This is a genomic window from Dysgonomonas termitidis (assembly GCF_054657735.1).
The window spans coordinates 480,041-497,325 of the sequence record NZ_BAAHYD010000002.1; the positions used below are offsets into that span (position 1 = coordinate 480,041).

Genomic DNA, 17,285 nt, shown 5'->3' on the forward strand with positions numbered 1-17,285 from the left:
AATGATTAATTAAAATGTGATGTCTATCCCCCAGGTAAGCATGCGGTTGAAAGGAAAAGTATTATTAGATCCCTCTCCGTATTCAGGGTCATAACCGTCTTTGATCTTACTCCACTCCCAAAGGTCGTCTCCTGAAAAGTAGACCCGCAGCTTATTCAGTCCCATTTTTTTCGTTACATTCTGAGGTAGGGTATATCCTACTACTAAGGACTTTAGCCTGATATATCTGGAACTCTGAACGGTTACATCTTTGTTCGCATAATTCCAGTTGTTAAATGCATTATCCCGTGATGCAACTGTATAGCTCGTATTCGGATTTTCTTCTGTCCACATTTTCCCCATAAATGTATTATTCTGGTATGTGAAATTTGCTACCCAGGGATATGCAAAATATCCGCTTCTCAATACTGTCTGTTTTCCAACCCCCTGGAAGAATGCCTGCAAATCAATTCCTTTCCATTCTGCTCCAAGCTTGAATCCGAAATTAATACGTGGTGCCGCGTCTCCCGCATAGTAGATATCTTTTGTTGTAATAGCTCCGTCACCATCGAGATCGACCAGTTTACGAGCTCCCGGACGAAGACGGTTTGTACCGCTTTCCACCGGAGCCGGAATTATATTGCCAGCCTTGGGGCCTGTATGATCTGCATTCCAGTAATACTGATTATAGAATGCGTCGACTTCTGCCTGTGTCTGGAAAATACCATCGGTCTTATAAACATAAATCGCATCTCTCGGCATACCTACCAGACGGTTGGAGTTCTTTCCGGGATTAGGTACATTCTCACTATTTTCTAATGTAATGACCTTTGACCATGCATCAGCTATGAAGCCCCCTATATTATAAGAGACATCTCCTATCTTATCCCTCCAGTTGAGGGAAAACTCCCATCCTTTAGCCCTGAATTTACCATTGTTTGTTTTTGGTGCGGATGCTCCCAATATAGAAGGGTATGTTACAGGAATGAACATGCCGTTATTGGTCTTTACGAAATAATCGAATGAACCCGACAGACGGGATTTTAAGAATGAAAAGTCCAGTCCGGCATCGTGACTGTTAATCGTCTCCCATGTTCTCAGGTTTGAGGTCATACCACCAAGAGTCAATGACGGTTGGGATGCCACATCTGTACCAAAAAATGCATTTCCTGTATTTATTACTGCATATCGTTCGTAATTGTCGATTCCTTCAACACTTCCTGTTTTTCCGTAATTGTACCTGATTTTCAGATTAGTCAGCCATTTAAAGTCTTTCATGAAATCTTCGTTAGAAATAACCCATCCGCCGGAGACTGAATAAAAGTTCTTCCAACGCTGGTCGACAGATAATTTGGATGAGCCATCACGACGACCCAGCAGGTCTAAAAGATATTTTCCATCATAATTGTAGCTGACACGCCCCAGATATGAAACGAATCCCCACGAACTTTGCCCGCCTCCGGCTCCATTATTTGTTCCGTTTACCATCACTTCGAGGTCAACAAGATCAGAACCTGCGTATAAAGGTCCGCTATTACGCGAAGCAAGTATTTTCTTATAGTTTTCCTCTTCGGCTGTCATACCCAGCATAGCTGATATATTATGTACCTGATTGAAACTACGCGTATAGTTGATAAACCCGCCGAAAGTCACATTTTTCCATTCATATTTTTCTTCTTTTAATGAACCGGGAGATTGTCTTTTCCCTGTTTTGTTCCCTTCCCAGTCGTAATATTGGACTTCTTTCTTTAGTTCCTGAATATCTTTTTCCACCCTTTTAAACGAACCTGTTCCGGACAAGGAGAGTCCTTTTACCAATTGCGAAAGATCTAAAGTCGCTTTTATATTGGAGCGGAAAGTATTGAAGTCTGTTTTTGTCTGGCCGCCGCCTACCAGCCCTCCCACAGGATTACGCGCGCCATTGAAGGTATCATAAAATTGTCCGTATTGGTTGTAGACCGGCCAGAACCAAGGATCGTACCATCCTGCCCCCACATCGGTATTGGGTGCAGTTATATTGCGTATTTCATATGACATTCCGGTTTCTACCTTCAGCATTTTGGTTGCCTGGTAATCCATATTCAGACGCCCGCTATATTTTTTTTCCCCGTCCTCTGCAATTTTTAATTGTGAATTATTATCAGCATAACCCAGGGATGCCATATAGCTGAATTTTTCATCAGCTCCTGATATGTTTATTGAATGCTTATGCGAGAGAGACTGTCCGTACATATAATCCAGCATATTGACAGCATCGTAGCGTCCAATCTGACCATTACCTTGCTTCAAAGTAAAAACTTCTCCTTTTCTCAATGCATTGAAAAACGTTTCTCCTGTTATCGTCTCCCCAATTCCAAAGCCATCAATCGGAGTTTGAAGCGTGCCTCCGAAAGAATTGAAGATCCACCAGTCCACTCTTTTGTGAATTTCTGCAGGGTCCGTAATAGTCGGATTCTTAGCCCGTGCATCCTGGTATTGCGCTTCATAAAACATATCCAAAAATTCGAAACGGTTGGTTACTGGAGATTGAATTCCATCTATAGTTGTGCTTAGGGAACCATTATAGGTTATCTTAGCAGCCCCCTTCTTACCCCTCTTAGTAGTTACTAATATGACACCGGATGCAGAACGCGCACCATAAATAGCTGCAGAAGCGTCTTTTAGCACTGAGATATTTTCAATGTCATTTGGCTCCATCTGATTCAATTCGTCTAATGATCCGCTTACTCCATCAATGAGAACCAAAGGGCTGGACTTACCGTTGACTGAAATATCTCCACGAATTTTCATTTCCGCTCCTTCGCTGCCCGGGCGGGTAGAAGTACGTGTTACGATAAGTCCGGGTATTTCTCCCTGAAGTGCTACCGATACATTGTTTATACCACGGTCTTTAAAAACTTCATCACCGGAAATCTGGCTGATGGCACTGGTTAGAGAAGCTTTCTTCTGCGTACCGTAACCGACTACAACAACTTCGTCAAGGGTATTGGTTTCTTCAATTAATGTTATATTTATAGTACTTCTATCGTTCAGATTTACCGTTTGAGGTTCAAAGCCTATATACGAGAATTTTAATTGTGTTCTTCCTTCTGGTATATTAATGGAATAATTTCCATCGGTGTCCGTCATAGTTCCTACTGTAGTTCCCACGACACTAACACTTACTCCTGCCAGAGACTCGCCACTGGAATCGTTGACAGTTCCTTTTACCGTTTTAGTGGCTTGAGTTTGTTGAAAACTCTCTTTTACATCCATGTTCGCATACAAACCGGAATAATATGTCCCTCCCATTAATAATGCAAGGGTTAATAATAATCCTTTTTGACATGGGAATTTCGATTTTCGCTTTCTTTTCATGTGATTAGATTTAAAATGAAATTATAAACAGATTCGTTAACAAAAGTAAATGAGTATTGTGCTTTCTTATCGGAAGAAAGTACCGAAAAAGTCCGGAATAACTATTCTGGATTAAAATAGCTAAAGCCTGATTAGTGCAAAATTAATTTAAGACTCCCGAATGGCAGGCAAGATCAAAAGATTATTCACGGCTGAGGAATAATCGGTATTATAATAAGGTAAGAAGTCTATTTACTTGCTACATCTTTATCTATATAATATTATTGTTTGTGAAGGTAATCAGCGATAATCACTATTTGTATCCGTAGTATTAAAAATGAACAGAACTTAATATATATTATCAATAAATATTTAAATTTGTTGTACCTTAGTCTATACTATTCTGAGAATTTCTAAATGAAAAATAAACTATATATATTCTTTTTTATCCTGGGCTATTTTTGCAATATAGCACATGCCATTAAGCCATTCCGGAATATTAACGTCGACAATGGACTTAGTAGCAATACTATAAACTGCATATTCAAAGATAGCAATAAATATATCTGGCTGGGGCTGCCGAATGGGCTGAACCGGTTCGATGGCGTGGACATCATGTCTGTAAAACATTTTGAAAATCAATTTATAGTATCAATATCTGAAATAGACTCCGTGAACTTTTTTGTGGCATCCGATAAGGAACTTTATAGATATAACCGGAGAGAAAATACAGTCATCAGGTATCAGCAAGAAACCGATCAGAATATAAAAATAAAGAAAATACTCCCGGATAAAAGACAGAATCTACTTATAGCCACTGATAAAGGCTTATTTGTTCTGGCAAATAACAAAGTCCGGAAAATACATACCATAAGCTCCGACATTACGGATATAACTGTCGACGATAATAATATCTATTGGTTAACTACTACTTCCGGGCTGATCGGCTATAATGTAATATCGGGGAGACTTGATACATATTACTTAGTTAATAATAACGAGTCAAACAATAGTTTTTCATCCCTCTGCTTTAGTAATAATAATATCTATTTGGGATCTCAGAACAGTATATACAACTTTGATGTCAAAACAAAGACATTCAGTAAACTGACAGACCTGGATAACAATTATATCCTTAACATATATTATAAAAACAATAGATTATATGTCGGCACAAACGGGGGAGGACTTAAAATCATTTCTCTGACTGACCACACTGTAGTTTCCCTCACGCACAATCCGTCGAATCCGGAAAGTATAAGTTCGAATGCTATATATTCTTTCCTTCTCGATGGGAATTCATACTGGATTGGCACTTTTGTCGGGGGCCTTAATTACACGCCTTCTGTAAAGAATACATTTGGTATTTATAACAAAGCCGGTATATTTGATAGCCGGGGGACTAATATAAGATCGATGAACCTCAACGAGAACAGGCAAATACTGGGGACCCGGAACGGATTCATCTATTTTGCAAAGGATAAAATATATACCTTCGGCACGGAAAATACTCAAGTCCTCAAATCAAATATCATACTTTGTATATATCCGTTTAAAGATAAATACCTCATCGGCACATATGGTGGCGGGATATACCTCTTCAATCCGGACAAGCTTACTGTAGATATATTCAAAAAAGATAACATATTCGTAGACAACTCGTTCTATTCCATAACAAATGATAACGATGGCCATATCTGGTTCGGGACCTTAAATGGTTTGATCAAATATGATATAGAGGAAGACAAGTATGAAGTATTCACAACTCTCAACTCCGGATTAATCAATAAAGACATCTATTACATAACTGCCGATGCAAAAAAACGGATATGGATCGGTACTAACGAAGGCATCTGTTACTATGAGAAAGGTAAAATATATGTCCCTAAAAACATTGACTTATCTTTTATTAAGACAGTCCGTTATCTATTCTCCGACAAAGCCAGTAATATCTGGATAGGCAGTGAAAAAGAAGGGCTGATCAAAGTTTCTCCTGATATAGATTCTTTTGAGCATATCACTACCAGCGATTTTCTGCCCGATAATTATGTGTTGAGTATTATCGAAGATCAGGAGCAATACATTTGGATATGTACGCCTAAAGGAATGGTAAGATATAATCCTCAATCGGCTGACTACCGTATATTCTCTCTTTATGACGGCATCCCCTGGTATATATTCAACTCTGCTGCCCAAATGACAGACGACGGCACATTGTGGTGGGGTAATGAGAAAGGACTGGTATACCTGAATCCTAAAAATGGGCTGTCAAAGAGCAATTCGGATAGCCGGATTATTATAACTTCCGTTTACATTGATGGCAAGCTTGAAGAAGTAGGCTCCAAAACACTGCCTGTGTCTTCCGAGTGTATGAAAGTAATAAAGCTGAATTCATCTCAAAACAGCATCGGAATACATTTCTCCGACCACCTGTACACTATCCCCCAATCAGAAATCTATGAATATAAGCTTGAAGGACTGGATGACAAATGGCAACGGATTATCGGACGCAACGATTTATATATATCCAACCTCCCCAGCGGCTCTTACAAACTTCTGTTAAGAAAAGCAGGGAGCGAAGAGCCGATACAATCTATATCCATAGTCAAAACCAAATCCTACACGATTTATGTATGGCTGTTGATTATAACCGTCCTGATAGTTGCTTCGGTACTTGCTTTCAGAATGAATATACTCAAAAGCAAAAGATTGAAAGAAAAATTCATCCAGTCATCATCGAAAGTCAAGTATCAGAACATCAAGATAGAAGAAGATGAGATATCCCAGATAAAAGAAGCCCTGCTTGAATACTTCGAAGAAGAAAAGCCATATCTGAATTCCGATCTCAAACTGGAGGACGTTGCCAATGCAATACACCAGCCTAAAACAAAGGTATCCCAGGTCCTAAACCAGTATCTGCAATCTAATTTCGCCGACTTCACAAATACATACCGTATACAGGTATTTAAAGAGAAAGCAAAAGAAGGCTTAATCCAGCAATATACCCTCAGTGCTTTATCTAAAGAATGCGGGTTCAGCTCGCGTAGCTCCTTCTTCCATAGTTTTAAGAAAATTACAGGTCAAACCCCTTTGGAATATCTGAAAGAAGCCGGAATAAAAATAGATAAGCCCTGAAGTCAGAATAACAATGAAACTTTAGTCCCTGTATTAATCTCCGATTCTATTTTATATTCGATCCCGTTCTTATCCAATATACGCAACGCTATCGACAGCCCAATACCGCTCCCATGCACCTCGTTTGTGTTGCCAGCCCGATAAAAGGGCTTGCTTATATCCGCCAGCTGTCCGGAGGGAATACCTATTCCCTTATCGGCAATAGATAAACAGAGCCTGTTCTCCTCTTTATATAGATGTATTACGACATTTTCCTTAAGGGAATATTTCACTGCATTCTCTACCAGATTGAAAAGGGCAATCAGTAATTGAGTCCTGTCTTTATCTACCGACATCAACTGTTCATCCTCCGCTTGTATATCCATGTTGACCAAAATTTTAGAGTTTGGATACAGGCTTTTCGTCTTACTTATGATCTCCCATATCAGCTCATCTATCCGCATATAAGATGCCTCCTTTTCATCTTTCTTCAGGTCGGAAATGATAATAAGTGTGTCTAATATCTCTTCCATCTGCACTATCTGCTCGATGAGCTTTTCCGACAACCGCCGGTATTCTTCGGGGCTACGGTCTTTTATTGAAAATAGGTCTATATTTCCCATCATAGAAGCCAGAGGTGTCTTAAACTCGTGGGAAACATACCTCACAAAATTCTTCTGTATAATAACTGTCTCTGATATTTTTGCCAGCAGATCATTAAACGTTTCTATCAGGTTTTGCAATTCATCTTTCGTCTCAGGCGATTGTATCCTGACATTCAGATTATTTGTAGATATATTCTTTACCTGGCTTATCACATCGCTAAACGGACGATATGCGATACGGGATACCCAGCGGCTGAGCAGGACAATAGCCAGAAGACCGATAATAAAAGAAGATGTCAGTATCCACAACAGCAGATTGACCTGCTCTGTCAATCCACTTTTCAGACTTTTTGCGATAACGACAAAATCCCCCTGATTGTCTTCATAGAATATACCATAGCAAAGATATTCGTCTGTGGTAAAAGACAGATGCCTGCTAACCCGGACCCTATCGAGAATAGAAACCGGAACATCGGAAACACCTACACCGTACGCTATGTTATTGTGAATGTCATATACCTGATAATATGAATCGGTCACAATATCCTCAAATTGCGCCTTGATTTTTGCGAACTCCCTGTCATTCAGTTCATCTTCTTCAAGGTAGAACAGAGCCGATATATGGGCCGTTTTCTCAAGATTACTATAAATAGACTTCTTTGTGTTGTTGTAAAACAAGCCGTATATAAGCAGGGATATAATCGCGAAGATTATACCAAAGATAAGCGAACAATACAGGCTCAGACGATTCTTTACTTTCATATATTACCTTTATTCATAGGATTCTATCATATAACCGCGCCCTTTTATCGTTTTGATAAGTTTTGCATACCCATTTGTATCTATCTTATTCCGCAGGTAGGAAATATATACATCCACCACATTCGTATTCGTATCGTAGTTTACACCCCATACAGTATCCAGTAATTGGGTGCGGGACAATACTTTATCTTTGTTTTCCATCAGTAATTTCAATAATTTGAATTCCTGCATTGTAAGTTTAATCTCCTTCCCCGCCCTTTCCACTCTGTGCCTCTCTTTATAAAGCTTCAAATCATCGCATTCTAATATATCGGCCGGAACATCATATTTCAATCCGGCCCTACGGGTCAGTGCATTGATATGGGCGATCAGTTCCCTTAGTAAAAAGGGCTTGGTCAGATAATCATCGGCTCCACAATCTAATGCTCTTATTTTGTCCTCTGCATCTCCTAAGGCACTGATAACAAGTATAGGAGTGTTGATCTTTTTATAACGTGTGTATTGCAGCAATTCAATACCATCTATATCCGGCAACATGATATCCAGCAGAATCAGATTCCATCCTTTTTCACTGATCAGACGGCGGGCATCTACCCCATTCTCGGCAAGTACGACGGAATATCCGGTTTCTTCCAGACCTTTTAGCACAAATTCACTGATGCGGTGGTTATCTTCTATTAATAAAATCTCCATAACACATAACTTTAGAATTATAAAAGTAACGATTTTCAATTAATGCGAAACTGATATTGAATCGAAACATCCTATTGTTTTTCCTGTAAAGGGTCAAAACTTCAAAAAAGGTAACAGTTTTTTCAGTGAACAGTAAACAGTAAGCAGTAAACAGTGAACTAACTTGTAACTTGTAGGTGCCCGAAGGGCGCAGAAATAACATTCGCCGAAGCGAAGGCGAGGCAAACTCGTAACTGTTAAAAGGTAACAAAAGTAACAGATATATCAGTTAACAGTAAACAGTAAACAGTCAGCAGTTAACAACTCGTATCTTGTATCTCGTATCTTGTCTACTTGTAACTCGTAACTGCCCGCAGGGCGCAGAAATAACATTCGCCGAAGCGAAGGCGAGGCAAACTTGTAACTTTCAAAAAAAGGTGACAAAGGTAACACCTTCCCTCTTGTTACTTTTTCCGGCTTTTTAGCTATCAGCCAACAGATAATCTTTTCAAGGATCGCTTTTGTATATAGATAAAGTATTCTGCTTTCTCTAACATATTTTCCGCTTATTCGCTCTATTCTGCCACTCTGTATTTTATCAACAATGATTGGTTAGGTTTATCCAAAGTCAAAACAAACCGCGCGGCAAGCTCACTGCCGTTTACAATAACAGATTCTTTTTTATCAAGATCAGTTACTTCATATTTCTTTTCGGGCTTAATAGCCGAAAGTTTCACCGTGATATTGTTTTTTTTCGACGCTTTGCGGCGAAAAGCGACTATAACGCCGCTATCATCCGACGGACGGTTCAGTTGATATGCCAGCCAGATATTATCGAGGGTTGTATCTTCTATTCCCGTTAATGGATAATAGTCTTCGTAATAATAGGGGCGGATGTTCTGAAACTCATTTAACCGGGCTTGCATTTCGTATATCGAAAAGCTCTTATCCGTTATTTTCCAGTTGCAGGTCAGACAGGTGCTCATACTCGAACGGAACGCATACGGGTCGGTCTGTAAAATACCCGTTCCATGCAGGGGAAGGAAAAAGTTCAGTCCGTAAGTATGGCATTGATAGCCGTCGGGGTCGTCGTAATGGTAATAATCGCTTCGCCATAGAGGCGCGCTTCTCGGAATTGTCTCCATGTCGATACGTTTTCCTCCACTGGCACAATTATCTATAAACAGGTTCGGGAAACGCTTGAGCAGATAGTCCCAGAATTTATACAGATTTTCGATATGACGTATTTCTTTCATCCCGGTTCGCCCTTCTTCCTCATTTGCCGCCCAATAAATATCGGGATGCATATTAAAATCCTGGCGGTAATGATCCACTCCGTTCTCTTCTATCATATCGCCGATATATTTGCAAAGCCAGTCGCATGCTTCAGGGTTTCCCAAGTCAAACATCAGGTAAGTATCATCGTTGTGCCCGGAGATATCCAGCATCCATTCGGGATGCTCTACCGCCCATTGCGTACCCCTTATCACACGTTCGGGTTCGAACCATACCATGAATTTTGCGCCTAACTTGTGAGCTTCTTCCGAAATAGGCTTCAAACCGTTGGGGAAACGTGTGGTATCTACTGTCCAGTTGCCTACTGTGTTAGCCCAGCTTTTTCCGTGTTCCCAATCTGCGGCTCCGGTATTCCATCCGGCGTCGAGCCAGAATACTTCGGGCATTATGTTGAATTGTTTGTAACGCTTCATCATGGCTGTCGCGTATTCTTCGGTCAGACCTGAATATTCGGTATAAGGAGCAGGGTCTTTGTAGTTGAATCCTGTAGCCAGAGGGTAGGGGGCATTCTTACCGTTTATTTTGTGTGCCTTGTGGCTCAATACAAATCGGCGGAACTGATTATGCCCGTCCATCCTGTCGTCGCTGTTCCAATACATGAGTGTAATGCCCGGCGTGCGTATACTTTCTTTTCCATACAAATAGAGGTCCATTGTTTTCATCCCCGATTCTATGGATATTCTCTTCTCTTTTTCGCAGCGGATATCGGCATACCAGCTGCCGCTCCATCCTATACCTACAAATACGCCCTGCGAGGAGGCCGACTCTATATTGAATACAGGCAGATAGTCTCCTTCGGATGAACGGCCGTTGATCGGCTCCATGGATTTGCTATCACCCGGTTTTAGTATCAGTGTACGGGGATGGAAGTCATATTTGGATATATGATTTCCATCCGCGTAATGCAGGTTGAAATCTCCTCCGGTCGGATATTCCATCTCCATATCTATGGCTTTCACTTGTTTGAGGTTTTTTGAATTGGCGGCGCCCATATTTGTGAAATGGATTGTCCATTCCAACGCCTTAAAGGCCGGATATCCTTTAATTTCACATTCAACCTTCAATCCGGTTTCCGATTCTGTATAAATTGCCAGATACCGGACAACCCCCGGTTCATTACCGGGTTGTTTCTCTATGGACTGCTTCCATTTGCGGATAAACTCTTTCGATGAGATTCCGCCGTATATAAAGGAGAAAGGAGGAGTCTTCCCTTTGGCAAACAGAGTTGATACCAGATTCTCCACATTTACGGGAGCCTTTGTTATCTTAGCCGTAGTTTGTCCTCTCGAACTGATTGTTGCGCAGATAAAAATGAGGAATATAACGATTGTTTTACTGCAAATATTTTTTATCATGAAACGTTTATTTTGTACAAGAAATTTGTAATGTTTTTTATTGATTCCAATTTTTTCTATTGACTGGTTTTTCTGACAATGCTGATCAGCCACAACATATAGCACCATATGGCAGCTATGAGAATGATCGCCGATACCTGAGTCTTGAACGCATCTGTGACAACGCCGAGAACAGGAGGCAGGATAGCTCCTCCCGAAACTCCGACAATCAGCAGGGCCGATATTTCATTTGCCTTTTCGGGAATGCGCTTCAATGCCAGCGAGAATATGATCGAGAACAGGTTGGCGTAGCCCAGACCGAAAACCGCAACACAGGCCAGCGTTGCCCACAGATTGGCGTTGATGCATAGAAGGACTAATCCTGCTAAGGCTATCCACACACTGTAGATAAAGAACTTCGACTCGGAACTTTTCATTAGTAATATCCCGCCTAAGAAAGCGCCCACTGTACGGGAAAGAAAGTATATACTATTACCCATACCGGCATCTTCGACCGAAAGCCCGGCTTTTTCCATCAACAGCTTAGGGAAAGTCATGTTCATTCCTACATCGACACCCACCAGTACCAGTATCCCAATAAAAAAGGCCACGATATATTTGTCCTTGAACAGCTCGAGTGTGTTTTTTATCGAAATATTCGATTTTTCACTTCGCCTGTCTTCTATCGGGGTAAGGCTCAGCCAGATGAAAGCGAGGAGAGAAAGAGCGGCGTATATAGGGAATATCATTCTCCACCCCAGAGTAGAACCTACTACCGATGCTGCCAGAATAGGGCCGATAAAGGAACTTACCGCTTTCACAAACTGCCCCAGAGTAAGGGTCCCGGTCAACTTATCGGAGTTTACAACATCGGCTACAAGAGGATTGAGCGATACCTGTAGCAATGTGTTGCCGATCCCGATCAACCCGAACATAATAAGAACAGTAGTGAAATCGTAAGCGGCCAGTGGCAGGCACATAGCCAGCACATGGAACGCAAAACTTATCAGCACTGTCTTTTTGCGGCCTATCTTGTTCATCAGCATCCCGGTTGGGACAGATAAGACCAGAAACCAGAAAAAGCAGGACAATGATATGAGGTTCACCACGGAATCGGTAAGATGACTAAAGTCATTTTTTACATAATTTGTGGATATTCCTATAATATCTACAAATCCCATGATGAAAAAACCGAACATCACTGATAGAATTCTTATGGCGGAAGTATTATTTTTCATCCTTTACAAATTCGTTTGATTAAAGCTATCCCGGAATTAGTCCGGGATAGCTTGGAATGTTTTAATTATACTTTTAGTTGACGGTTTTTAATAGCTCTCCATAGTTACCCGTAGCGGCATTTGTCCAGTTATAGTATTCGACACGCACGCCGGCTTCGATTGCTTTCTGTACAGGGTTTACTCCTGAATTCCAAGTGCTGCTCCAACCTCCGTTTTCGGCAGTTTCTACTTTCAGTATGCGCGATTTGGATGTATTTGCCGTAAAGTCGAAAGCCAGTTTATCGCCACTCTGTCCCCATGTAGACCAGGCATATCCATTGCGTATATCGAGATACTCTATCGGACATCCTGTAGCTATGAACCGGATATCATAGTTGCTAAGCAATGAAATACCTCTCATATCTATATATGTTAATGCAGTATTGTTACTTAGGTCTATATCTCTCAACCACGGCTGGTCTTTTGTTACGAACGAAGTCAGTCCTGCATTTTTCGCCGATATGGTTGTCAGGTTGAACCATCCGGCCATATCTATCTCGCTTATATTGTTGTTGTCGCATACCAGATGCCATATATCATCGAAATATTTCAAACCGTCCAGCGATGTTATATTTTTGTTCGATATATCCAGCTTGTTAGCCAGGTTTGGTGGCAATTTGGCATTTCTGGCTTCACTGATTATAATATCATTCCCACTGAAAGCCTGAGGACAATAACCTTTCATTATAGTGCGCAGATTGGCGTCAGGCATTGCTGCCGTACCTGTATTCCCCCAATTAATTTTGTCGAATACAACTTCCCGGTCGAGACCGATTGCCGTTACCTTCACTCCCGACAAGCCGGCAGTTTTTACAGCAGTCGACCTATTGAACATATCCATGTGCCAGAACCAGATGTTGCTCACCAGTAATTGGCATTCCTGGCTGGTATCGAAGTCAAACTTGAAATTATCGAACGAACCAAAGCACATACAGTTACTGATATCCAATTTGCGGAACTTGATATTGTCCAATACAATACTAAGCAATGCCGGGCATTTACTCAGGTCAAGTTCTGTCAGAGGATTGTTGCCCATGTATAATGTCTGCAATGTTTTAGACTGTATATTCATGCTGGTAATATTGCTGCTCCATGCAAAGATGCTGACAATACCATCCATTCCTGTTAATTCGATATTACCAAGGTTATTGTCGGTAGCCCAGAGTGTTTTCAGTTTAGGGAAGTTTTCCAAACCGCTTAAGTTGGTAATTCCTTTACCCGAAACATTCAGAGTTCCGCCTTCGAATTCGAAGGCAGCCGCTACGGAAAGTTTTAAACTGTCCTGAGCGTCGAAAAGCTGTGGCCCTATTACTTTCAAAGAATTTCGCAGGTTTACATCCGCCACCCATCCTTTAGGTAACCATTGTTGCATACTGCCGAGCGATATTTCTTTGTCCCCTCTTATCAGGACTAATGAATACCCGCTTTCCTGTGCATTGAGAGGGAATAAGAACTTCAGATGGGAAGATGTCACTTCTTTTATTTCCACATCTATGTCGAAAGAATTATCAAGCGGTTTGAGCAACGGGCGCAAATGCAGGCGGTCACCGGACTGAAAACCCCGTCCTTCGATTGTCACTTCCGTACCTTGAATACCATCTTCATATTCGGGAATAACAACGCCGGATATACCGAACGATAAATCATATTCGGTCACATCATCGCAACTCCAAAAGCAAGTTAGCGAAACCAATAATATTAATAATCTAAACTTATACATCTTATTCGGTTTTAATTATTGTTTATTTTTGAACTAATATTAATACACTGGAGCGCGGAATGCTGAGTGAAGCCCTGTCTTTAATATTTATAGTTTCCGAAGATTGTATGAGATCATCCCCGGCGGGAAGACTTCCTTCAATGTATTTGTATGCAGCATATTCTCCACTTGCCTGAGATTTGCTGTTTATGATTTCTACCGGTTTATTGTGTTCCGAACCATTGGCAAAAATATACACCCATTTGTTATTTTCATTCAGAATGGCCGTTCCGGCAACAAGGTCTTCGTTCAGATCCAACGGGAATACTTCCGCGTTCTTTTTGATAAAGCGGGTCAACATGCCATATGCATAATAATGCGGTCTGACCTCATAGTCTTCTGTTATAGCGTTATAAATTTCCGGGTCGGGTTCATAAGCTTTTTTTACATATTTCCACAGGCCGAGCTGCTGCATTTCCGAATAACTGCCGTTTCTGCTATAATATTGATCTATCAGCGACCAGTAGCTTACGCCTGCTGCGCTTCCGTTAAGCAGGTTGATGGCAATGCGGGTTAACAATACTCCCCGTTCGTATTTATCAATATCCAATTGACGGGAAGACCCCGAAGTCTGATTGGAGCCGAACTCACCGATGAAGTGTTTTTTTCCGTTCGACATGGCTACATTATTTTTTTCCCAGTTAACGATGTCTGCATTCGGCGTTGTATATCCGAATATATAAGTATGGGTGTTGAACAAATCCGCTTCTGTCTGTAGAGATTCTGCACATGATTTCAGGTAATTGGGGCTGCCGTCCGTATTATCGGACAGGTTAAACCGGACTTTATCCCGGACACCCATAGCCTTAAATTTTGCATCCAAAGCCTTTGCCATAGGAGCGTATTGATCGGGATGGCTGTCGGGCTCTCCCTGCCACATTGTTCTTCCGTAATTGGCTGTATGGCTGTCGGGCTCATTGAATGGAGTTATCGCTTTCACGCATGTAAAACCTTTTGTTTCGATCAGGTATTTGACCAATACCGAAAAGTTTTCTGCAAATTCTTCATATTTGTCAGTTCCGCATACCCAGGGTGCATTCGGCCTGCTGTCGCAAAGGAAATGCTTTCCGGTCGGTGTCCCTGCTATCAGATCCATGTTCACAGGACATCCCCATAAAACAAGTGTTACTTCTCCGTCGTTCTCCTGTGCCAGTTCCAGCACTTTGTACAATGACTGCATCTCCTGAGAGTCAAATGTGAATTTACTCATATCCGCAACATTGGGATCATCGTTGTCGTTCAGCGGTTCCCACCAATGAGGCTGTACCATTACGCGGAAGTTTTGGATACCCATTTTCTTTACGCGTTCTTTCACTATATTCCAATCTTCGGCTTTAGATCCGTCCTGCGGGCGGGTTAAGTTCTGAGAGAAGAAATGCGGGTCCAGCTCGACGCCCATTCCCACCAGTTTTACACCTGTCGATTCTTTCACTTCCACCGGATAAAAATTAGATGGAATGCTGTTATAGCCTTCATCTATATTCGAGCAGGCACTTGAAATAGTTACCATGCTTAAAGTCAAACCTATAAGGAAGGTCTGTTTAAAATATTTCAGTGTTTTCATTGATTATCTTTTTTATAAAATTCAGTTATTCAAGACTTAGTTGTTTTTCTATAGCTTGAATCAAAATATGTATAACCTGAATATGTATCTCCTGTACCCGGTCGGAATAATCGGCCTTCGGCGCGGCCACCACAACATCTCCCAAAGAAGAAAGACGATTATTGCCGGTAGAGGTCAGAACCAAAACTTTCATCTTTTTCAACCGGGCGCTTTCAGCGGCTTTTACGATATTGCCCGAGTTGCCGCTGGTACTGATCGCCAATAATACATCTCCTTCGTTCCCGACTCCTTCCACATAGCGGGAATATATTTCATCGAACGAAAAATCATTCCCTACACATGTTATGTATGCCGGGTCATTTATTGCAATGGCAGGCAGGGATGTTCTGTTTTTGCGGTAGCGTCCGGTCAGTTCTTCTGCAAAATGTGTGGCATCGCAGAGTGAGCCTCCGTTTCCGCAACTGATTATCTTATTTCCGTTCGCCAACGCTTCAGACAATAGTGCGGCAGCCCGTTCGATTGTTTCTATTGTTCCCGGACTATTCCAGAATATATCAGCTTCTTTCAGTATAGCTTCAGAGCTTTCTATTATCAGATCTTTCATAAAATTGTTTTTAATCGATTAAATTGGCAGCTATGGAAAGGGCTGCATAATCTCCGATATTTTCGCCAAGGGCAGACGGAACTATCTTACAAACTTCTCTTGCACCTTCCAGCGCTTCCTTTGATATTTGTTCCAGTGCATAAGGCTCCATCATATCCTTGTTGCGGGCATATATGCTGCCGATGGCAATAAGCTCGGGATTTAGAATATCTATTAAAATAGCCAGCCCTTTTCCCAAATAAGAAGCAGATGTTTCATACACTTTCAGCGCGAGTTTGTCTCCGGCATCGGCGGCTTCAGCAACCAGCTTGGCAGTTATCATATCTAAATCTTCACGGGACGGGCACCATGAAACATGGCCTCCCCGGTTCATTTCATCTTCTGCTATGCTACGGGCCAATTGAGCAATTCCGCCTCCACTGGCATATCCTTCAAGCGAACCTTCTTTTCCATATCCAACAGGCCCGTTTTCCGTCAAACGGATATGTCCTACTTCTCCGGCATTGTCGTTTGTCCCCGAATATAAAGAGCCATTAAGAATGATTCCCGCTCCAAGTCCTGTTCCGCATGTAAGAAAGATCATATTCTCGGTTCCTTTTCCCGCACCGAATTTCCATTCGGCTAATGCACATGCATTGGCGTCATTTTGTAATCCCGCTTTTATGCCAAGTTGGTCTTCGATGATTTTCACGATGGGGATACTGTCCCAGCCCGGCAGGTTGGGCGGAGACATAACCGTCCCGGATTTGCTGTCGAGTGGTCCGCCACAGCTAATGCCTATGGCGCGGACTTTATCAGCGGTGAGATTATAGCATGCCATCATTTTTTCTGCTTCGCTTATTATACTTCTTATAGTTTCTTCAACTACAGTAGTTTCAATTCTTATTTTATCTACTATCTGTAAATCGGAACCTATTCTTTTACCGTAAACGATGGCACATTTAGTGCCTCCTATATCAATTCCTAATAAATTATCTTCCATA

General features: G+C 41.5%; 10 protein-coding genes. 1 reads left to right on the top strand and 9 read right to left on the bottom strand.

Annotated elements, in window-relative coordinates; all coding sequences use genetic code 11:
* Window positions 1-9: 9 nt before the first annotated feature.
* Complete coding sequence (locus tag ACYQ3L_RS06210) at window positions 10-3,270, bottom strand: SusC/RagA family TonB-linked outer membrane protein (RefSeq protein WP_379997713.1); 3,261 nt, start codon at window positions 3,268-3,270, stop codon at window positions 10-12.
* A 462-nt stretch (window positions 3,271-3,732) separates the two neighbouring features.
* Here ACYQ3L_RS06210 and ACYQ3L_RS06215 point away from each other — a divergent pair, with 462 nt between their 5' ends.
* Window positions 3,733-6,450, top strand: a complete 2,718-nt coding sequence (locus ACYQ3L_RS06215) for a ligand-binding sensor domain-containing protein (protein ID WP_379997693.1) — start codon at window positions 3,733-3,735, stop codon at window positions 6,448-6,450.
* Window positions 6,451-6,452: 2 nt separating this feature from the next.
* Here the strand turns inward: ACYQ3L_RS06215 and ACYQ3L_RS06220 are convergent, their stop codons facing one another.
* From ACYQ3L_RS06220 to ACYQ3L_RS06255, 8 genes are all read right to left on the bottom strand, one after another.
* On the bottom strand, window positions 6,453-7,796 hold the full coding sequence (locus tag ACYQ3L_RS06220; RefSeq protein ID WP_379997691.1) for a sensor histidine kinase: 1,344 nt from the start codon (window positions 7,794-7,796) through the stop codon (window positions 6,453-6,455).
* Between the two features lie 9 nt (window positions 7,797-7,805).
* Window positions 7,806-8,489: a response regulator transcription factor gene (locus tag ACYQ3L_RS06225; RefSeq protein WP_379997689.1), complete on the bottom strand. Its 684-nt coding sequence runs from the start codon at window positions 8,487-8,489 to the stop codon at window positions 7,806-7,808.
* A gap of 554 nt (window positions 8,490-9,043) precedes the next feature.
* On the bottom strand, window positions 9,044-11,119 hold the full coding sequence (locus ACYQ3L_RS06230; RefSeq protein ID WP_379997687.1) for a glycoside hydrolase family 36 protein: 2,076 nt from the start codon (window positions 11,117-11,119) through the stop codon (window positions 9,044-9,046).
* 56 nt (window positions 11,120-11,175) lie between these two features.
* Window positions 11,176-12,336 carry an MFS transporter gene (locus tag ACYQ3L_RS06235; RefSeq protein ID WP_379997685.1) on the bottom strand — a complete coding sequence of 387 codons (1,161 nt, stop codon included), beginning with the start codon at window positions 12,334-12,336 and terminating at the stop codon, window positions 11,176-11,178.
* 73 nt (window positions 12,337-12,409) lie between these two features.
* Complete coding sequence (locus tag ACYQ3L_RS06240) at window positions 12,410-14,095, bottom strand: leucine-rich repeat domain-containing protein (protein ID WP_379997683.1); 1,686 nt, start codon at window positions 14,093-14,095, stop codon at window positions 12,410-12,412.
* A 22-nt stretch (window positions 14,096-14,117) separates the two neighbouring features.
* Window positions 14,118-15,698, bottom strand: a complete 1,581-nt coding sequence (locus ACYQ3L_RS06245; RefSeq protein ID WP_379997681.1) for a glycoside hydrolase — start codon at window positions 15,696-15,698, stop codon at window positions 14,118-14,120.
* Window positions 15,699-15,723: 25 nt separating this feature from the next.
* Window positions 15,724-16,302 carry an SIS domain-containing protein gene (locus ACYQ3L_RS06250; RefSeq protein ID WP_379997679.1) on the bottom strand — a complete coding sequence of 193 codons (579 nt, stop codon included), beginning with the start codon at window positions 16,300-16,302 and terminating at the stop codon, window positions 15,724-15,726.
* Between the two features lie 10 nt (window positions 16,303-16,312).
* Window positions 16,313-17,284 carry an ROK family protein gene (locus ACYQ3L_RS06255; RefSeq protein WP_379997677.1) on the bottom strand — a complete coding sequence of 324 codons (972 nt, stop codon included), beginning with the start codon at window positions 17,282-17,284 and terminating at the stop codon, window positions 16,313-16,315.
* Window position 17,285: the final 1 nt, after the last annotated feature.